Origin of the sequence: Robertmurraya mangrovi (genome assembly GCF_034427655.1) — a bacterium.
GTDB lineage: Bacteria > Bacillota > Bacilli > Bacillales > Cytobacillaceae > Robertmurraya_A > Robertmurraya_A mangrovi.
Window position 1 is genome coordinate 334,047 of the sequence record NZ_JAXOFX010000004.1, and the last position, 18,876, is coordinate 352,922.

General features: G+C 34.3%; 17 protein-coding genes and 1 pseudogene. 16 read left to right on the forward strand and 2 right to left on the reverse strand.

Going from position 1 to position 18,876, the window contains the following annotated elements:
* The first annotated feature begins 130 nt into the window (after nt 1-130).
* The 6 genes and pseudogenes from tagD to SM124_RS09225 all read left to right on the forward strand — a co-directional run bounded on the left by tagD (nt 131) and on the right by SM124_RS09225 (nt 5,653).
* Nucleotides 131-520, forward strand: a complete 390-nt coding sequence (tagD, locus tag SM124_RS09200; RefSeq protein WP_322446215.1) for a glycerol-3-phosphate cytidylyltransferase — start codon at nt 131-133, stop codon at nt 518-520.
* A 1-nt stretch (nt 521) separates the two neighbouring features.
* Nucleotides 522-1,694: a CDP-glycerol glycerophosphotransferase family protein gene (locus tag SM124_RS09205; RefSeq protein ID WP_322446216.1), complete on the forward strand. Its 1,173-nt coding sequence runs from the start codon at nt 522-524 to the stop codon at nt 1,692-1,694.
* A 78-nt stretch (nt 1,695-1,772) separates the two neighbouring features.
* Entirely contained in the window at nt 1,773-2,588 is an 816-nt protein-coding gene (locus SM124_RS09210; RefSeq protein WP_322446217.1) for an ABC transporter permease, read from the forward strand.
* Nucleotides 2,589-2,603: 15 nt separating this feature from the next.
* Nucleotides 2,604-3,389: pseudogene (tagH, locus tag SM124_RS09215) on the forward strand (teichoic acids export ABC transporter ATP-binding subunit TagH); the annotation flags it as partial.
* A gap of 204 nt (nt 3,390-3,593) precedes the next feature.
* A complete protein-coding gene (locus tag SM124_RS09220; protein ID WP_322446218.1) occupies nt 3,594-4,331 on the forward strand; it encodes a WecB/TagA/CpsF family glycosyltransferase in 738 nt (245 codons plus the stop codon).
* Between the two features lie 254 nt (nt 4,332-4,585).
* Complete coding sequence (locus tag SM124_RS09225) at nt 4,586-5,653, forward strand: glycosyltransferase family 4 protein (RefSeq protein ID WP_322446219.1); 1,068 nt, start codon at nt 4,586-4,588, stop codon at nt 5,651-5,653.
* 43 nt (nt 5,654-5,696) lie between these two features.
* Here SM124_RS09225 and SM124_RS09230 read toward each other — a convergent pair whose 3' ends face one another.
* Nucleotides 5,697-6,749: an LCP family protein gene (locus tag SM124_RS09230; RefSeq protein WP_322446220.1), complete on the reverse strand. Its 1,053-nt coding sequence runs from the start codon at nt 6,747-6,749 to the stop codon at nt 5,697-5,699.
* A 124-nt stretch (nt 6,750-6,873) separates the two neighbouring features.
* Entirely contained in the window at nt 6,874-7,506 is a 633-nt protein-coding gene (locus SM124_RS09235) for a YigZ family protein (RefSeq protein WP_322446221.1), read from the reverse strand.
* A gap of 439 nt (nt 7,507-7,945) precedes the next feature.
* Here SM124_RS09235 and SM124_RS09240 point away from each other — a divergent pair, with 439 nt between their 5' ends.
* The 10 genes from SM124_RS09240 (at nt 7,946) to SM124_RS09285 (ending at nt 18,853) form a co-directional block, all read left to right on the forward strand.
* The gene (locus SM124_RS09240; RefSeq protein ID WP_322446222.1) at nt 7,946-9,085 is read left to right on the forward strand and encodes a sensor histidine kinase; all 1,140 of its coding nucleotides are present in this window, start codon (nt 7,946-7,948) and stop codon (nt 9,083-9,085) included.
* A gap of 62 nt (nt 9,086-9,147) precedes the next feature.
* Nucleotides 9,148-9,834 carry a response regulator gene (locus SM124_RS09245; protein ID WP_322446223.1) on the forward strand — a complete coding sequence of 229 codons (687 nt, stop codon included), beginning with the start codon at nt 9,148-9,150 and terminating at the stop codon, nt 9,832-9,834.
* A gap of 231 nt (nt 9,835-10,065) precedes the next feature.
* Entirely contained in the window at nt 10,066-10,206 is a 141-nt protein-coding gene (sda, locus tag SM124_RS09250) for a sporulation histidine kinase inhibitor Sda (protein ID WP_322446300.1), read from the forward strand.
* 456 nt (nt 10,207-10,662) lie between these two features.
* Entirely contained in the window at nt 10,663-12,423 is a 1,761-nt protein-coding gene (locus SM124_RS09255; protein ID WP_322446224.1) for a zinc-ribbon domain-containing protein, read from the forward strand.
* Between the two features lie 15 nt (nt 12,424-12,438).
* Entirely contained in the window at nt 12,439-13,632 is a 1,194-nt protein-coding gene (locus SM124_RS09260) for an ABC transporter permease (protein ID WP_322446225.1), read from the forward strand.
* 2 nt (nt 13,633-13,634) lie between these two features.
* Nucleotides 13,635-14,792, forward strand: coding sequence for an ABC transporter permease (locus tag SM124_RS09265; protein WP_322446226.1), 1,158 nt, complete (start codon nt 13,635-13,637; stop codon nt 14,790-14,792).
* Nucleotides 14,792-15,514, forward strand: a complete 723-nt coding sequence (locus SM124_RS09270; protein ID WP_322446227.1) for an ABC transporter ATP-binding protein — start codon at nt 14,792-14,794, stop codon at nt 15,512-15,514. The genes SM124_RS09265 and SM124_RS09270 overlap by 1 nt, the downstream gene beginning before the upstream one ends.
* A 317-nt stretch (nt 15,515-15,831) precedes the next feature.
* Nucleotides 15,832-16,671, forward strand: a complete 840-nt coding sequence (gene fakB / locus SM124_RS09275) for a DegV family protein (protein WP_322446228.1) — start codon at nt 15,832-15,834, stop codon at nt 16,669-16,671.
* A 98-nt stretch (nt 16,672-16,769) separates the two neighbouring features.
* Nucleotides 16,770-18,158: an ATP-dependent helicase ComFA gene (locus SM124_RS09280; protein ID WP_407691390.1), complete on the forward strand. Its 1,389-nt coding sequence runs from the start codon at nt 16,770-16,772 to the stop codon at nt 18,156-18,158.
* The gene (locus SM124_RS09285; protein ID WP_322446230.1) at nt 18,155-18,853 is read left to right on the forward strand and encodes a ComFC family protein; all 699 of its coding nucleotides are present in this window, start codon (nt 18,155-18,157) and stop codon (nt 18,851-18,853) included. Before SM124_RS09280 ends, SM124_RS09285 begins: the two co-directional genes overlap by 4 nt.
* Nucleotides 18,854-18,876 lie beyond the last annotated feature (23 nt).

Here is an 18,876-nt window from a genome sequence, read left to right on the forward strand (position 1 = left end):
TAAAAGCCTTTATACAAATTAAAAGGTCAATATCTATACAAATTAATGTCTATTTGTAAATGCTATCCGCTAGATATATAATAGTTTAAATAGCTTCTTATCATATTTCCGAAACTAAGGATGATATATATTGAGGAAAGTTTTAACATACGGAACGTTCGATTTACTTCATGTAGGTCATATTAATCTGTTTAGAAGGGCAAAAGCCTTAGGTGATATACTTGTTGTAGGTCTGTCAACAGATGGATTTAATAAAATTAAAAATAAAGAATCTTATCACAGCTATGAAGACAGAAAAATAATCTTAGAATCTATTAAGTATATAGATGAGGTCATACCAGAGTATAGTTGGGAACAAAAAATCAATGATGTAAAAGAACATAACATTGATGTTTTTGTTATGGGTAGTGACTGGGAAGGTCATTTTGACTTCTTAAAGGACTATTGCGAGGTCATTTATCTTCCAAGGACAGAAGGAATTTCTACTACTGTAATAAAAACTGATCTTAGTGGAGGGTAAAATGCTAAGAGAACTGATTATTACTATTTATCTCTTTTTAATCAAAGTGTTCTTTAGCCTATTCAAGCTCTTCCCACTAAAAGAACATGTGTTATTTATAGTAAGCTTTGGGGATAACAGTAAATATGTGTTAGATGAAATGAAAAGACAAAATATACAGCATAAAGTAATTGTGCACTGTAAAAAGTCAAGTGAAAGATATTTTCTAGAATATAAAGATGTGAGTTTGGTACCATTGAATTCAAAGAATCCATATTATTTTTTGGTTTCTATCTTTCATCTTGCTACTTCAAAGACTATATTTGTGGATAATTATTTTGGGTTTCTCTCTGCAACTAATTTTAAAAAAGATGTGGATTGTATACAGCTTTGGCATGCATCCGGAGCCATTAAAAAATTTGGTTTAATGGATGAATCCGTCAAGCATAGAAGTAAGAAAGCATTAGATCGATTTCAGCAAGTATATAGTAAATTCAATAAAGTTGTAGTAGGTTCGGATACTATGTCGGAAATATTTCAGATGGCATTTGGACTAACAAGTAAAAATATACTTAAAACGGGTATTCCAAGAACAGATTACTTTTATAAAAATAGTGCTGAAAAGGTAGAAATCCAGCAACTTAATAATAGACAAGTAATTTTATATGCTCCTACTTATAGGGATAAAGAGTTGGATGAGTTTAAGCTTAAATTGGATCTGGATCTTATGTATAAAGAATTGAGCAAAGACTATGTAGTAGCATTACGTTTGCATCCAGCTGTTAAAATCAATAGTGATATTACTGTTGAATATCCTAATTTTGTTTACGATTATTCAGGTTCTAAATATGATATAAATGAGCTATTACTGATTTCTGACTACTTGATTACAGATTATTCATCGATACTTTATGAATATTCCATACTAAATAGACCGATGATATTCTTTGCGTATGATTTAGAAGAATATATAAATGATAGAGGACTCTGGGAGGATTATGAGAAGATGGTTCCGGGTCCTGTGGTTAGAGAAACCTCTGAGATTATAAACTTCATTAGAGAAAAAAGCTTTAACATAGAAACGATTAAAGACTTCTCATTAAAGTGGAATAGATACTCTTTAGGTACTTCAAGTGAGAATGTAGTTAAGGCCGTTTTTGATACTCAAAGTAAGAAAACTAAACAATATCTTTAAATGCTTCGGAGCTAACTGTCTTCGGGGCTAAATTTTTTAACTTAAGGGTATATTTTTAACTGAGGAAGGATTTATACTATGAAGTCAATGCTTACTGTCATAAAGGAGCAAATTAGTTCTTTTTATTTAATAATCAGGCTTTCACTTTTTGAGGTTAAAAGTTCTAATAATAATAACTATTTAGGAATGCTCTGGGAGCTCATTAATCCAATGATTCAAATCGGGATTTACTGGTTTGTATTTGGATATGGGATTAGAGGCGGAGAGCCAGTAGGAGGTATTCCTTATATCCACTGGATGCTATCGGGGATAGCGGTATGGTTCTTTTTTAATCCAGCCATACTAGAAGCATCTAAGTCAATATATACTAGAATAAATTTTATTGCTAAAATGAATTTTCCAATGAGTGTTATACCGACTTATGTCATTTTCTCAAAACTATATCCTCATATAGTGCTTACTGCCATCATTGCTATAATACTTCAATTTGCAGGGTATACGATTTCGATTTATTATTTGCAGTTATTTTATTTTATGTTCGCTACTATCGCATTACTTTTAGCAGTCTCATTAATAACTTCAACTCTTGCTACGATAGTAAGGGATGTTCAAATGATTGTTCAGGCGGTAGTAAGGACATTAATATATTTATCACCATTATTATGGACACCAAAACATTCAGAAAAATTACCAGAGTTCGTCCAGTTAATCATGATGGTTAATCCACTGTACTATATAGTTGAGGGTTATCGTTCAGCATTATTAGGGACATCTTGGTTTATGATTGAAAATGTACAATACACTATTTATTTTTGGTCGCTTATTCTTGTTTTATTTACCATTGGGTCGTTTCTACATTTGAAATTTAGAAATCATTTTATTGACTACTTATAAAGTGGAAGTGAAAAAATGAAAGAAACTGTTATTGTAAAAAACGTTTTTAAAAAATATAAAATGCATAAAAAGCCTTCTGAAAAGCTGCTTGATATTATTCTGCCAGGTGGATATGGTGAGGACTTTTATGCACTCCAAGACATCAGCTTCACTGCCCAAAAGGGAGATGTTATTGGTATTATTGGCGTAAATGGATCGGGGAAATCAACACTTTCTAATATTATTGCTGGAGTGATTCCTCCGACATCTGGATCAGTGAAAACGACCGGCCAAACTTCTTTAATTGCCATTTCATCTGGCTTAAATAATCAATTATCTGGCAGAGAGAACATTGAACTTAAATGTCTAATGCTTGGATTTAATAAGAAGCAAATTAGAGAATTGGAACCTAAAATCATTGAATTTGCTGATATTGGCAAATTTATTGATCAGCCGGTAAAAAAATATTCAAGTGGTATGAAATCTAGATTAGGATTTGCTATATCAGTTACAGTTGACCCGGATATTTTAGTAATCGATGAAGCACTCTCAGTAGGAGATAAAGTTTTTGCTGAGAAGTCACGAGAGAAGATGGAAGAATTTAAAGAAAAAGGAAAGACCATTTTCTTTGTGAGTCACTCCTTAAGCCAGATTAAAGAATTCTGTGAAAAAGCACTATGGCTAGAATACGGGGAGGTTAGAGACTACGGAGAAATGGAGAGAGTCCTCCCAGAATATAAAAAGTTCCTAAAAATGTATAAAAGTATGTCAAAAGAAGAACGAAAAGAATTTAGGGAAAATGCGATTAAGAAGCAAGGTGGGGTTAGCCCTGCTTTGAAATCTAAATAACACTACTATAGTTGTAACTAGTTTAAAAAAACTAAATTCGGGGAACAATATTTTTGATTGCTTTCCTTTTGCTCTGTCTCTCTATTAGACAGAGTCTTTTTTATTTTTACTTTATAATTGTCATTTTAAATGGTACTGTTTAAAAATAAATAGCATTTTAAAACAAAGGAATTGTATATGAAAAATAAAATAATAAATGTATTAGATGTGCCATTTTATAATGTAACCTTCAATGAAATGGTAAACACTTTAACCAATAGAATTCAATCCAATCAAAAAACGTTTGTAGTAACAGCAAATCCTGAAATCGTGATGCATGCATATGAAAACGATGATTACATGCAAATGGTTAGACAAGCAGACTTCGTGACTCCTGATGGGGTTGGGATTTTAATCGGTGCAAAAATATTAAATAACTACATTAAAGAACGTGTAACGGGCTTTGATATGACAATGGAGCTTCTTAACCGAGCCAATGAGCATCAATGGAAGGTTTACCTTCTTGGTGGAAAAGAAGAAACGAACGAAAAAGCAGTTACGAATATAAAAATTCAGTTTCCCAACCTAAACTTAATCGGGCATCATCACGGTTATTTTAACTGGGAAGATAAGCAAATTCAAAAAGAAATCCAACAGCTCCAACCTGATATTGTTTTAGTGGCATTAGGTTTTCCTCGACAGGAAAAATGGATATATGAAAATCTAAACGAATTTACAAAAGGAATTTTTATTGGCGTTGGGGGAAGTATTGATGTATTAGCGGGTGAGGTTAAACGGGCACCAGCGTTTTGGCAGAAATTAAAGTTAGAATGGTTTTATCGACTGTTAAAACAACCTTCCAGATGGAGAAGGATGCTGGTGTTGCCAAGGTTCGTGATAGAGGTTTTAAAAGTGAAATTCTTAGGGCATAAATGAAACTTCTAAAAATAAAAAGTCGTCATATATATGAATAGTCCATTATTCCAAAAGGTTTGGTAAAGTTTGTAAAGATTTTATTTAGCAATGAAAACGTAACACTCAACAAAATGAAACTGTGTTATAATAGGCTCATTATGTAGAAAAACAAACTTTTTTGAATGATTTTGTTGTACTAAGCACGCTATTTGTAATTATATGCCGATTCTAATCTCATACTGAATAGGGCATGATATGTTCTAAGGAGGGTCTATATGTTTTACCTGACCTTAATATTATGTTTTATGTGCTCCTTGATTATCACACCTTTTGTTAAAAAGTTAGCCTTTAAAATAGGTGCTACGGATAAACCTAATAATAGGAAAGTACACCAAAAAATCATGCCACGCTTAGGCGGGTTAGCCATTTATATCAGTTTTCTTCTTGGTATTTTCATTTTTAGTCCATCTAAAGAAGTGCATCTAGCCATTATGTTAGGTAGTGTCATTATCATTATTACGGGAATACTTGATGATATTTTTGAGTTGTCAGCAAAAATTAAGTTATTCTTGCAAATTGTCGCTGCTTTAACTGTAGTCTTGTTGGGTGGGATTCAAGTACAAGTTGAATTTATTAATTTGCCTTTTGGTGGACAAATTTACTTTGGTTACTTTGCGATTCCATTTACGATTCTTTGGATTGTGGCCACTACAAATGCGATTAATTTAATTGATGGATTAGACGGACTAGCAGCTGGAGTATCCTCCATTGCTTTAATCACGATTTCAGTTATGGCGATTATTATGGGCAATACTTATGTGGTGGCGGTTTCCACATTAGTTCTAGTAAGTACATTAGGATTTATGTACTACAATTTCCATCCTGCAAAAATCTTCTTAGGAGACACTGGAGCCCTATTTTTAGGCTATATGATAGGGGTACTATCTCTATTAGGATTTAAAGGAGTAACAATGATTTCATTTGTTGTTCCTGTATTAATTCTAGGTGTTCCTCTTTCGGATACTTTTTTTGCGATTGTTAGAAGAATTGTGAACAAGCAACCGATATATGCACCAGATAAATCCCATTTGCATCATCGCTTATTAAATATGGGTTACTCACACCGTCAAACAGTTATCATGATTTATATGATTGCGGCGTTCTTTAGCTTAAATGCGATTATTTTCTCCCAAGCAAAAATTTTAGGATCGATTCTATTAATAGCTGTTCTATTATTCTTAATAGAACTATTTGTTGAAGTTATAGGGTTAGTAGGGAAGGATTACCAACCTCTACTGAAAATGTTTAGAAGACTTAATCCAACACCTGCTAAGAATAAATAAAATCCACCTACTCATTAGGTGGATTTTTACATATATTCATATATTAATAGCTATCTGATTGATTGCCTTCTTGAGCTGTTGTTGTACTTGTGTTTGTGTCCTCAGCAGATGCAACACCTAAATGAGTTTTTAATGTTGTTTGTAATGTTGCCAACTTCATTTGATCCACTTGATAATAGTACACTCGATTTCCTCTAGAATTTGTTGTCCAGAAGTCCTGACCTTCAAGAGATAATGTTTGAATATCCATTGAGGTGCCTGCAGCTGCATAATCAATGAATGACTTCATTTGATTAAAGGTTAAGTCTGTAGACATATTATTTCCAACTGCTTCAATAATATCCGCATGCTTTGTAAATGATCCTAATGAAACTGACTTAGTAATTAGGGCTTTTAATACTTCTTGCTGTCTCTTTCCTCGTTCGATATCATTATCGAATCTAGTACGAGAATAGGCAAGAGCTTGTTCGCCGTTCAAAGTTTGTAAACCTGGTTGTAAGTTAATAGCACCTTGACGATCTTGTGAGTCTTGCTCCGTGATGGCTTTTGCTACATTAATTTCAACACCACCAACCGCATCAACAATATCCATAAATGCGTTAAAGTTTACTTTTACATAAAAATCCACAGGGATATCTAGTAGCTCTTCTACTGTTTCAATAGTAGCTGCTGGACCCCCAAAGGCATGAGCGTGGTTGATTTTATCTTCATAGCCTACTTCGGGTATATAAACATATGAGTCTCGTGGAATGCTTACTAGTTTCACAGACTTAGCTTTTTCGTTAAAAGTAGCTAACATAAGAGCATCGGACCTACCGTGGCTATCAGTACCTCTTTTTTCACTTTCATCAACACCAATAATTAAAACGGATATATTATCTATTTGTGGATCCACTACGGTTTCTCGCTTAGAAGATTTACGCTCAATGGGATTATAAGATTTATCCATCACTGATTGTGCTTTATTATAAAGAAATGCACCATAGGCAGTTGCACTTAAAGCCAAAACTAGTATTGGGACAAAAATCCACATAAATACTTTTTTACGCTTAGACTTTTGCTTTTTTATATTATAAGAACGTCTAGTTGTAGACATTTCGCTTCTCCTTTTATCAATAAAATATACCGCAAATTTCTACAAAAAATGAACCTAAACTTTATTTTACAATTTTTTTGTCTAATAGTAAAATGTAATATTTGATAAAAACCATACAAATTTCCTAGATTTCTTTTTCTAAATATAGTTGCATTCCTTGAGAAATTTCACATTGACCATTTGTTAGCTCAATCATCCAGCTAGAGAAGGCTTCCGTTTCCGATTCTTCGACAAATGTTTCAACTTCTACTTTATCTAAATAATGAATCTCTCTTATAGTATAAATAGAAGACCTTAATTCATTTTCAAGTTTTCCAAGCCATGTATAGTCCACTTTTGTATGCATCACTCGCATCAATTTTCTCTCAACAATTCCAATGGCATTAAGCCCTTCTGATGTTGATTTACCATATGCACGAATTAGGCCACCTGCTCCTAATTTTATTCCTCCAAAGTACCTTGTTATGACTACTACCGTATCTTTTAATTTTCTTTTTTTCAAAACTTCTAAAATGGGTACTCCTGCTGTTCCGCTAGGCTCTCCATCATCATTCGCTTTTTGAATATGGTCGTTCTCTCCAATTAAATAGGCTGAACAGTTATGAGTGGCATTCCAGTGCTTCTTTTTAATGGTTTGTATAAACTCTTGAGCTTCTTCCTCTGTTTTCGCTCTTGATATATGGGCAATAAACCGTGATTTTTCGATTACAATCTCGTGTTCACCGTATTCTTTTACCGTTAAGTAACTAGGTAGCATCGTTTTTGCTCCTTCCAAAATGGTTAAAATCTATCTTTTAGAATAATTTTGTAAAATTTTTGTCGTATCATGTCATCTTCTATTATAAATCGACTTCTTTCATTACACCAAATGACATCGTAATGTAAATAAACTTTAATATAGAGTCATTTTTTTACATGCTATAATGAATCCAGACCTAAGATAGGTTCGATTGTTATATCAAAATAGTATCTATATCAATATAATGACATGTTAAGAAAGTATGAATAAATTTGTTTTTAAAGTACAAAAATAGGATATAGGACTTATTGGGAAAATTCAATTCTCCACCTTTTTACCGATTTTTGTGTAACTTCCATCTGTTTTCCTCTTATAAATATAGTAAGTTTGATGAATTCACGCTAAAATATTTACAAATGCAAAAGGGTTTTTGTCACCCATGGAGGAATAATGATAGATGAAGAAAAAGTTTGACACAAAAACCTTAGATCTTATTTTATCAAAAATGGTGGATACTGTAGGGAATAGTAAGGATGAGATTTTTCGTATTGGAGAACAATGTCGTCGTGACTATGAAACTTTGACGGATGAATTAAAAGATGTCAAACGAATGGTTATCCAGATCATTGATGAAGGGGATAAGCTAGAAACCCAATCTCGTTTTGCAAGAAAGCGACTTTCTGAAGTGAGTATGCATTTTAAAGACTACACTGAATCAGAAGTTCGTGAAGCCTATGAAAAGGCCCATCAGCTGCAGATGGACCTTACGATGAATCGCCAAATTGAAAAACAATTACGTGATCGAAGAGATGATATAGAAAGACGATTAAACGGGCTAACCGAAACGATTGATCGAGCTGAGCATCTTGTCTCTCAAATTACGGTGGTTATGAACTATTTGATGAGTGACCTGAAACAAATGGGTGAAGTTTTAGAGGATGCAAAGCTAAAGGCCGATTTTGGATTGAAAATTATCGAAGCCCAAGAGGAAGAAAGAAAGCGATTATCTAGAGAAATTCACGATGGTCCTGCCCAAATGATGGCGAATGTCATGATGCGCTCTGATTTAATTGAGAGAGTATATAAACAAAACGGTGCAGAAGAGGCAATTGGAGAAGTGAAGAGCCTGAAAAAAATGGTTCGTAACGCTCTCTATGAGGTTCGTAGGATTATTTATGACTTACGTCCAATGGCACTAGACGATTTAGGTTTAGTTCCTACCCTCAGAAAATACCTACAAACCATCGAAGAATATCATACACCTACTAAAATTAGCTATGCGACCATTGGTGAGGAAAGAAGACTTCCATCTAAGTATGAAGTAGCATTATTTAGATTAGTTCAAGAGTCTGTCCAAAATGCTTTAAAGCACGCAAAATCTAAAGAAATTAAAGTGAAACTAGAATTAACAAAAACTTACATTTCTATTGTTGTCAAAGATGATGGAGTAGGTTTTAACGTTAATGAGAAAAAGGCGGAATCATTTGGTATTCTAGGTATGAGAGAAAGAATTGAGCTTTTAGGTGGGCAACTGACCATCGATTCCAAAATTGGAACCGGAACAGTCGTACTGATTCAAGTTCCTTTAGAGAATTAATATAAATATAAAAACTAACATTCTATGCTAAATAGTAATAGAGATACAGGGAGGCGAATGGATTGACTACTAAGATTGTCATTATAGACGACCATCAATTATTTAGAGAAGGCGTAAAACGTATACTAGATTTTGAAAAATCTTTTGATGTAGTGGCAGAAGGTGATGACGGAAATGAAGCTCTACCATTAGTAGAGGAACATAATCCAGATGTTGTCATTATGGATATTAACATGCCTGACATGAATGGTGTAGAAGCAACTCGTCAATTGATTGATAAATATCCAGAGACTAAAGTTATTATCCTTTCTATCCATGACGATGAGAACTATGTAACACATGCACTTAAAACAGGTGCTAGCGGTTACTTATTAAAAGAAATGGATGCAGATGCTCTAATTGAAGCGGTTAAGGTCGTTGCTGACGGTGGTTCTTACTTACACCCGAAAGTAACCCATAATCTTGTGAAAGAATACCGTCGCTTAGCTGCTGAAGAAGCTGGTGAAAATGGTGGCTACACACAAACGGTTGAAATTCGCCGCCCACTTCACTTACTAACTCGTCGTGAGTGTGAAGTTCTTCAATTATTAGCTGATGGTAAAAGTAACCGTGGCATTGGAGAAGCACTATTCATCAGTGAAAAAACGGTTAAAAACCATGTAAGTAATATTTTACAAAAAATGAATGTAAATGACCGTACACAAGCTGTAGTTGTTGCTATTAAAAACGGCTGGGTGGAAGTACGATAACAAAAACACGTCCTCGGGCGTGTTTTTTTCATTTAATTACAAAACCATTAAAGGTGACAGGCACCTTTAATGGTTTTGTAATGACAATGTAACATTGGGAAATATTAGACTTTTCCGAATGTTTGAACATATAATGACAAATTACCTAATTTTGTTTACAAAATATGACACTTGAATGATAATATTAGCAAAAAGATATTAGGTTTGGAGGGGACCACTATATCCGCCATTATGAACCTCTCAGATGAAGACTTATTGGAAGTCTATACTAAGGCTTTAAAATTTCAACTAGATATAGATTTTATAATGTTAATTAGTGATGAACTGGAGAGAAGAAGGTTATTAGAAACTGCTTTGAAGTGTGTAGAGTAAAACTATATCCTAATGCTTTATTTTTGAAAGCACTTAGTTAACTAATCCCATAGATTATTTAATAAGGGCTTTACACTCTAATTTATTTAGTAAAAAGTTTTTGAGACGCGGCTTTGTTGCGTCTCTTTAATATAGTATGAATAAAATCCATACTATATCTTGTCTATCGGTTAGTGTTATGGAGTGCCAATTTCCATAAAATGCAATAATGTCTACTTTTGTCGAAACTATAGCGAGAATAGTCATATTTTCATATAGTTTAATATGGTAGAGGTTACCTTTAGGCTATATGAAAATACTTATATTTATTTTTATTAATATTTAATCTTATATTGTTCTACTTAGTTTTATTAGGAATAAGTATATGTATGAATGTAATCATTTGGTATTCAAATTAGCTAAGGTGATTTTTTAAAATATTTTACTATAATTTGTGAGATGAAATGAGGACGTGTAATGAAGTTTTGTACTAACTGCGGTCAAAAAATTTCTGCAGCTGACAAGTTTTGTTTCTCCTGTGGTACCAGTGTTCTCCAAACAGAAGAAACGTCAGCATCTTTAGAAGTAACGCCCCAGCCACCTAGAAAAAGTCTATTTTCGAAAAAATGGGTTTTAATAACCTCGATATTAGCAATTTTCATTATAAGTGGCTCAGTTGTCTTTGGATTCTTTATCCAAAAGAATCCAAAAGAGTTATATATGCTAGCAGAATTAAAATCATTAAAACAAACAGCTGATGACTTGAATGAAAAATATGGAGAAGATATTGAATTTCAAGAAAAGTTGTTAGAAAATCCATCAAGTTCAGAAATTAAACTATCTGGGAATTTAGAAATTGATTCGCAAAATATTGGAAGCGAAGTGGAGATTATGCAAGAATTATTGAGCAAATCTGCACTCATTATAAAATCCAACCAAGATCCAACGAAAAAAGCTAGTCATACGACACTTGAAGTGGAGATGGATGGTGCTACTGCTGCTGACCTAGAAGTTTATCAATCAGATAGTCAGGTTGGGCTAAAAATCCCAATGCTGTATGACCAGTTTTTTTATTTGAACTTTGATCAATACGGACAGTTTATGAGAATGATTGATCCGTATTATGAAGGTCCGGAAACGTTAGAATTAACCGATTTAGAGTTAGAAGAATTGAAATTGAGTGATAAGGAAATTGCAAAACTAACAAAGAGATATGCGACGTTCTTTCTGAAGGAACTAAAAGAAGAGAACTTCACCTTAGAGAAGGGTGTAAAGTATGAACATGACGGAGAAACACTAAAAGTGAGAGAATTAACCTTCAAACTTTCTCCGAAGGAAACAGAAAGATTGGTTATGGGATTCATGGATCTCTTAATTGAAGATGAAGATTTACATAGCATCATCGCAGAAAGAGTAACGAAGGTTGCAGAAAAAGTAAATCAAGGGTACGAAGAGGATCTGGTTGAAACATCTGAAATTAAAGAAGAGTTAAAAGATGGTCTGGAAGATATGAAGAGCCAAATGGAATCGTTACAATATCCTAAAGGCTTAGAATCAGTTATTCTTATCGACAGTGAAGAACAAATTATAGATCGTAAAATTAAGTTTATGCTTGCTGAAGATGGTGGAGATATTCAATTTTTGCTAGAAACAAAGGATGTGCCTCTTGAAAAGGATAATAGATATAAAGAATTCAAGTTTGAAGTAGCACCAAAAGACAAAGAGCAAGGTAAGCTTGTCTTAACCTACACAAATGACGTTTCAGAGAAAAAGAAAGTAAGAGTAGAAGATGCCAAATATGTCTTTTACTTTGAAGACTACGGAACAGTTGAAGCTGATATTGAGTTCGGCATAAAGTCGGAGTTTAAAGGGGAGAACTCAGGTAAACAAAGTATAAATCGAGATTTCGAACTCCGATTAGGTGGAGATGAGTTTTACGATGTTCCAGTTATAAATGGGTCCATTAAACAGAGTAAAGATATTAGTGTGAAAGAAAAATATTCAATTCAAAATTTTGATATTGAACTCAATGTAGAGGATGAATATGAGTCAGGAACTATCTTTTTATCTTTAGATACAAAAACTAACCTTAAGGAAAAAGTTAAACTTCCTGAGTTGAATACTGCCGAGGGAAGAAATATTGCGGAACTGTCCGAGTATGATGTGTATGAGATATCTGAGGATATACAATATCGTTTAGAGGAAATTTTTAGTGATTATGGACTTGGTTATTATTAACTCTCGGTGAATCAGATGGAACAATTGATTAACTTTACATTTTTTCAGCTTAGGTCACTGTTATATTCTTGGAAGGCAACACTTATTTTAATAATCACTCCTCTGTTAATGATTACAGGTATTGGAATGATCATTCTTCAAATAGTAGAAAAAGATAACTTCATAGAACGCTTTAAAATTGCGATTGTTGATAACGATCAAACGATGGAAACGAGGTATGTTACGGAGCAGTTACTCAATAGTGAGCATTTAACGAAGGTGACAGAGGTTCTCAGAGTGGATGAGAAAACCGCTAGAACCTTGATTAAGGCAAATGAAATAGCAGCAATCATCATATTACCGCAGGGATTCAGCAAGGACATAAAAAAAGGAATCAATACTCCAGTAAAGGTCATTGGCAATGCTCAACGACCTTTACAGTCGGAGTTAGTAAAACACTTGATGGAAAGTGCAGCTAAATTTACATCAGCGGCCCAAAGTGGGATTAATACTATCTATCATTTTCTATATGAAGATCAAGTAACGAGTAAAGAGTTAAGTAGTCTAGTTAAGAAGAGTATTATTTCATTCTCTCTTCATGTTATAGGAAGGGGGGCTATATATGAGATAATAGAAAAAAATAGCCTTTTTCAACAGGATAATCTTCAGTACTATATCCTTTCATTTTACCTTCTCCTATTAATGATTTGGAGTTTTGGAATATTTGTTTTATTGAAAAAGAACACAAATCACTCCCTTCGTATGCGCCTTTTATCTAGGGGACATACAGAGTTGATAGAGAAATTTTCCACGCTCCTAACCGTTGTTTCAACATTAATCATTTTTGAGATTTTAATATGTATCCCTTTACTATTTACTTTTGAAAGCGAAATAATAGATTTTAAGTTTATTGTCTTTACTCTCTTCACTGTTTTTATGTTTGTAACCTTTTTCTTAATGATTGAAACACTTCTTAAAGGTGAAAAAGCATATTTAATCATTGGATTATGTTTTATAATTGTAGGTACTATCGCAGGTGGTCATATTTTGCCGACTGTTTATTTTCCGACTTGGCTAGAAAAAATCGGACAATTGACAATCAATTATTGGTTACTAAAGTTATTTATAACTCAGTCTTATATAGTTGTAATAAAAGTATTGGGGTTATTACCTCTACTCTTTCTTTTTACGATTTATATAAAGTTACAACTGGATAAAAGAAGGTGCTGAATGTGAACTTAGGAATATTTTTTGTGAAGTTTATGAGAATCATAAAAAGTCCGTTCTCTCTTCTGAATTTGGTTGTAGTCCCAATTGGTGCAACGTTAGGGCTTGGCTTTTTATTAGAAAAAGGTCAGCAAGATTTAGTGATTCCGGTAGCTTTCGTGGACGAAGATCAATCAGGATTTTCTGAAACGGTAAAAACTAGATTGCAAAACCAGCCCAAAATTCAACTTTATTTTCCTTCAAGGAAAGAAGCAGAAAGAATGATTTTACGCAAAGAAGTAGACAGCGTGTTTGTTATTAAAGAGGGTTTTGAAGATAGCCTTCTAATAGAAAAGCGAGAAGAATCTGTGGAAGTATGGATCACTTCATCTTCATTGGCAGAAGGTATTGTGAGGGAGCTTATTGCTAGTGAAGTCTTAAGAATGACAAGCAATATTAAGGCTGCCGAGTTTATCGTTAAACATTATAAAAAGCAAAATAAAAGTTCTTTTGAGCTTAACTACCTTTGGCAAGAAGCATTCAATTATTCCGATAAACAGTGGGAGCCAGCACCTCTCATGACCATTGACTATGAAACATTTAGAGATGAAAATTCAGTTAAAGACCTTGGAAAAAGTACTTATTCACCCTTTTTAGGCTTGTGGACATTTTTTTCCTTATTCAGTTGTTTTCTATCTATCGGCTGGATTGTGGGGGAACGCTCATTGATCTTTCCAAGGATAAAAAGTACATACAAAGGTCTTTTTTCGTATATTGCTCAAAGTGTTGGGGTCCTATTTATTTTTCAATGTATCCAGGTTATTTTAAGTGTTTTCTTGTTAAGTAGAATCAAGGCTATTGAAATTAACTTGGATATAATTGTAAGTATGATTTTATTTATTTTTATTGGATTAGCCTTAAGTGTATTACTAGCAAGTGTTTCAACAAGAGAAAAAAATTATTATTTAGTAAGTTCGTTATTGGTCTTATTGATAGGGATAGTAGGAGGAAGTTTCTTTCCTTTACAAGAGCTCTCAAACAAATTGAGTTCCTTATCATTCCTATTTCCTCAAGCCCTTCTATTAGATAATAGTTATAGTACTTTAACTATTGATGAAATATTTTATATTAGCGTGATTAGTTGTATAACTCTATTAGCCATTCGGAGGTTGCACATAAAATAATGATCATTATTGAAGGGTTAAATAAATTCTATGGAAAAAAGCAGTCTCTAAAGGATGTTTCACTAAAGATTAATGCTGGTGATATATATGGGTTACTGGGGCCAAATGGTGCAGGTAAATCTACTTTATTATCTATTTTAGCCCTAACCTCATCTCCTGGCTCGGGTAATGTCGAAATGGACGGAATTCCTATAAAAAAAAGAAAACAGATTAGCGAGCTAATTGGTTATGTGCCTCAAGATCTAGCACTATGGGAGAACTTATCGGTTAAAGAAAACTTTAAATTTTGGAACAATTTTTCAAAAACTAGGTTAACGGATGAGCAGCTACATGAACTGTGTCAAAAGGTAAAATTAGAAGATAAGTGGATGGTAAAAGTGTCCCATCTATCAGGAGGGATGAAGCGTAAGCTAAATATTGCGGTTGCGTTAATTCACAATCCTAAAATACTTTTAATGGATGAACCCACAGTAGGAATAGACCTACAATCCAAATTAGAAATCAACCACTATTTAAGAGAGCTAGCGGCTACTGGTAAAACCATTGTTTATATCACCCATGACATAACGGAGATCCTTACCTTATGTGATAGAGTCGGAATATTAAAAGAGGGTAGCTTACAATTTTCAGGAACAATTAAAGAGGCACAACAGATGTTGAGGGAGAAGGGGAATATTCTTAAGAATGATGAAGAAACCATTTATAAGTTGTTGACAAACTAATTAAAGGTGACATTAAAGGTGACAATTAAAGGTGACAGGCACCTGCAATGTTATTGTAATAATTGAGTGTAATTAGTTGTATCGCAACGAGTAAGTAAAAACTTCCTAATGGATGAACCTAACCAAAGTGACTTTGTCATAACAAAAGGATAACAGTAGTATTTCAACTATGTTTCAGGTGCCTGTCACCAATCTTAAGAAATTGTTAAGATTTGATGCTGCCTTCTTTTATCTCTACTTAATGCATTCCTAAATGTTTTCATATAAAATATAGTTTAGACATATAGTAGAGAAAAAAGATTAAGGAAGGTAACTATATGAAAACAGCAGTAGTTACAGATAGTACAGCTTATATCCCAAAGGAAATGCGGGATAAGCTTAATATTCATATGATTCCACTGAATGTGATTTTCGGAAATGAATCATACAGAGAAGAAATGGAGATTACCGCATCTGAGTTTTATGAAGAGGTTAAGCATAAAAATCTTCCTACAACATCACAGCCAGCTGTTGGAGAGTTTGTTGAGCTATTTGAAGGATTGGCAAAAGAATACGATGCAGTGATTAGTATTCACTTATCAAGTGGAATTAGTGGAACTTACCAGGGAGCAGTCACAGCTGGACAAATGGTAGAAGGAATTAAGGTTTTTGCGTTTGATTCAGAAATTAGCTGTATGGTCCAAGGGTTTTATGTAACAGAAGCAGCTGAAATGGCAGCGGAAGGAAAAGGACCGGAAGAAATTCTAGCACGTTTAGAAGAAATGAGAAAAACATTAAAGGCCTACTTTATGGTAGACGATCTTTCTAACCTGCAACGTGGTGGTCGCTTATCAAGTGCCCAAGCCCTAATTGGAAGCTTATTGCAAGTAAAACCACTCCTTCACTTTGAAGACAAAATGATTGTCCCATTTGAAAAAATCCGTACTCGTAAAAAAGCAATGAAACGTATTGTTGATTTGCTATCTGATGCTGTAAAAAGCGGGGAAGATTACAAAGCAGTCATCATTCACGCTAACCGTGAAGAGGAAGCAAAAGAATGGAAGGCAGAGCTTGAAGCAGAACTTCCAAATGTAGAATTTATGATTAGCTATTTCGGGCCTGTTATTGGAACTCACTTAGGTGAGGGCGCTATGGGTCTTGGTTGGGTAAAAAAATAACGCAGATTGAACTTATACTTATTTTTTATTTGGCACCATTCTGACTTTTTATCTTTGTTGGGGTGGTGTTTTATTATATTTTTGAAAGGATGACTTATTTGGAAAAAATTTTAGAAAACCCGGATTACTCCGAACTTCAATCATTACTCATTGGGAAACAACTCCTTCTTGAAGACCTTCCTAAAGAAATTCAGTTTTACAAGGATAAAGGTTATCTGCTCTTTCGTAAGGGTTTAGTTTTTGAAAAGGGTAAGCCGTTTTGTGTTCGTTGTGGGAATAAGGATGGTAGCCTTTTTGCTAGTTTTCCTTGTGCTAGGTGTGGCAGTGAGAATTGTGCATATTGTAGAAAATGTATCATTATGGGGAGGGTGAGTTCTTGCACATCGTTAATCAGTTGGTGTGGTCCACCTTTAGCTATGAACATTGATTCAGCACTAGAATGGTCGGGTTCTCTATCGCCAGGGCAAAAAGTAGCTTCAAGCAAAGTGGTTGAAGCGGTGGTGAGTAACAAAGAAATTTTAGTTTGGGCAGTGTGTGGAGCAGGAAAGACGGAGGTCTTATTTGAAGGTATTCACAAAGCATTAGCTTCAAATAAGAGAGTTTGTATCGCAACTCCACGAACCGACGTCGTCCTGGAACTCGCTCCCCGTCTACAAGCTGTCTTTCCAAACATAGAAGTGTCCGCCCTTTACGGTGGCTCAGAGGACCGTCATAAATACTCTCCCCTAACCATTTCCACCACACATCAACTTCTCCGTTTTTATCAAGCATTTGACACCTTGATCTTAGATGAAGTAGATGCATTCCCTTACACAGTCGACGCTATGCTTCAATATGCAGTCCAGCAAGCTCGGAAAAAAGAATCCAGTATGATCTATCTTACCGCAACTCCAAACTCCAAGTGGCAGAAAGAGTGTCAAACAGGAAAAAGAGAATATGTTACGATACCAGCTCGGTTTCATCGATATTCCTTACCTGTACCGAAGTTCGTTTGGTGTGGAAATTGGCAAAAGCTTTTGAAAAAGAAAAAACTTCCTCAAACTGTACTGAGTTGGTTAAAGGAACGGCTAGAGCAAAACAAGCAAGCATTACTCTTTATGCCGAACATTCTTCTTATGGAAAAAATTCTCCCAATCGTTCAACAACTTCATCCTGATATACAATCTGTCCACGCGGAAGATCCAAAGCGAAAAGAAAAAGTCCAGACTATGAGAAACAAAGAAATTCCTCTTCTCTTAACTACCACCATTCTAGAACGTGGGGTTACTTTTCCAAATATAGATGTTGCTGTTCTAGGAGCAGAAGACCGAATTTTTACCGAAAGTGCTCTTGTGCAAATAGCAGGAAGGGTTGGACGCAGTGCTCAGCATCCAAAAGGAGATATAACTTTTTTTCATTATGGAAAAACGGTACAAATGGTCAAAGCTAGAAAGCAAATCATGAATATGAATGAGGAAGCTAAGAAAAAGGGGTTGATCGGTGAGTGAATTGTCTTTATTGTCATAAAGAAGTTCTTATAGAAGTTAGTTGGACATCCTTATTTTCAAAAAGTAAACCAGCTTTTCTTTGTTCAGAATGTGAGAAACAATTAAAACCAATCTCAGGCGTCATTTGCAGAACTTGTAACAGGCCACTACAAAGTTTGGAAAGCAGCTACATTAAAGACAGTCAATGTTTTGACTGTGTGCGATGGAAAGAGGACGAGGAGTGGAGTGGTTTCCTTGATAGAAATTACTCCATTTATGAGTATAATGAGTTCCTTAAAGAATTCATTGCACGATATAAGTATAGAGGTGACTACGTACTTGCCAAAGTTTTTTCCGAAACAGTGATAGAGAAACTAAGAACAATTAAATATGACCTGATATCTTATATTCCCCTCAGTCAAGAAAGGCTCCACGAGAGAGGGTTTAATCAATCAGAGGCCATAATTAAAGAGGCAGGAAAAACTCCCTCGGGATTACTTCAAAGAACCCACTCAGAGAAACAATCCAAAAAATCTCGCCAAGACCGAATCCATCTTCCACAAGTTTTTCAGGTAAAGCGAGACTTAGATTTAACTAATAAAAAAATCCTCCTAGTTGATGATATATACACAACCGGTTCAACATTAAGGCATGCAGCTAAGGTGCTGAAACAATCCGGAGCCATTTCAATTTCCTCTTTAACTATTGCACGATGAATATTAGTGCTCCGTTTCAAATT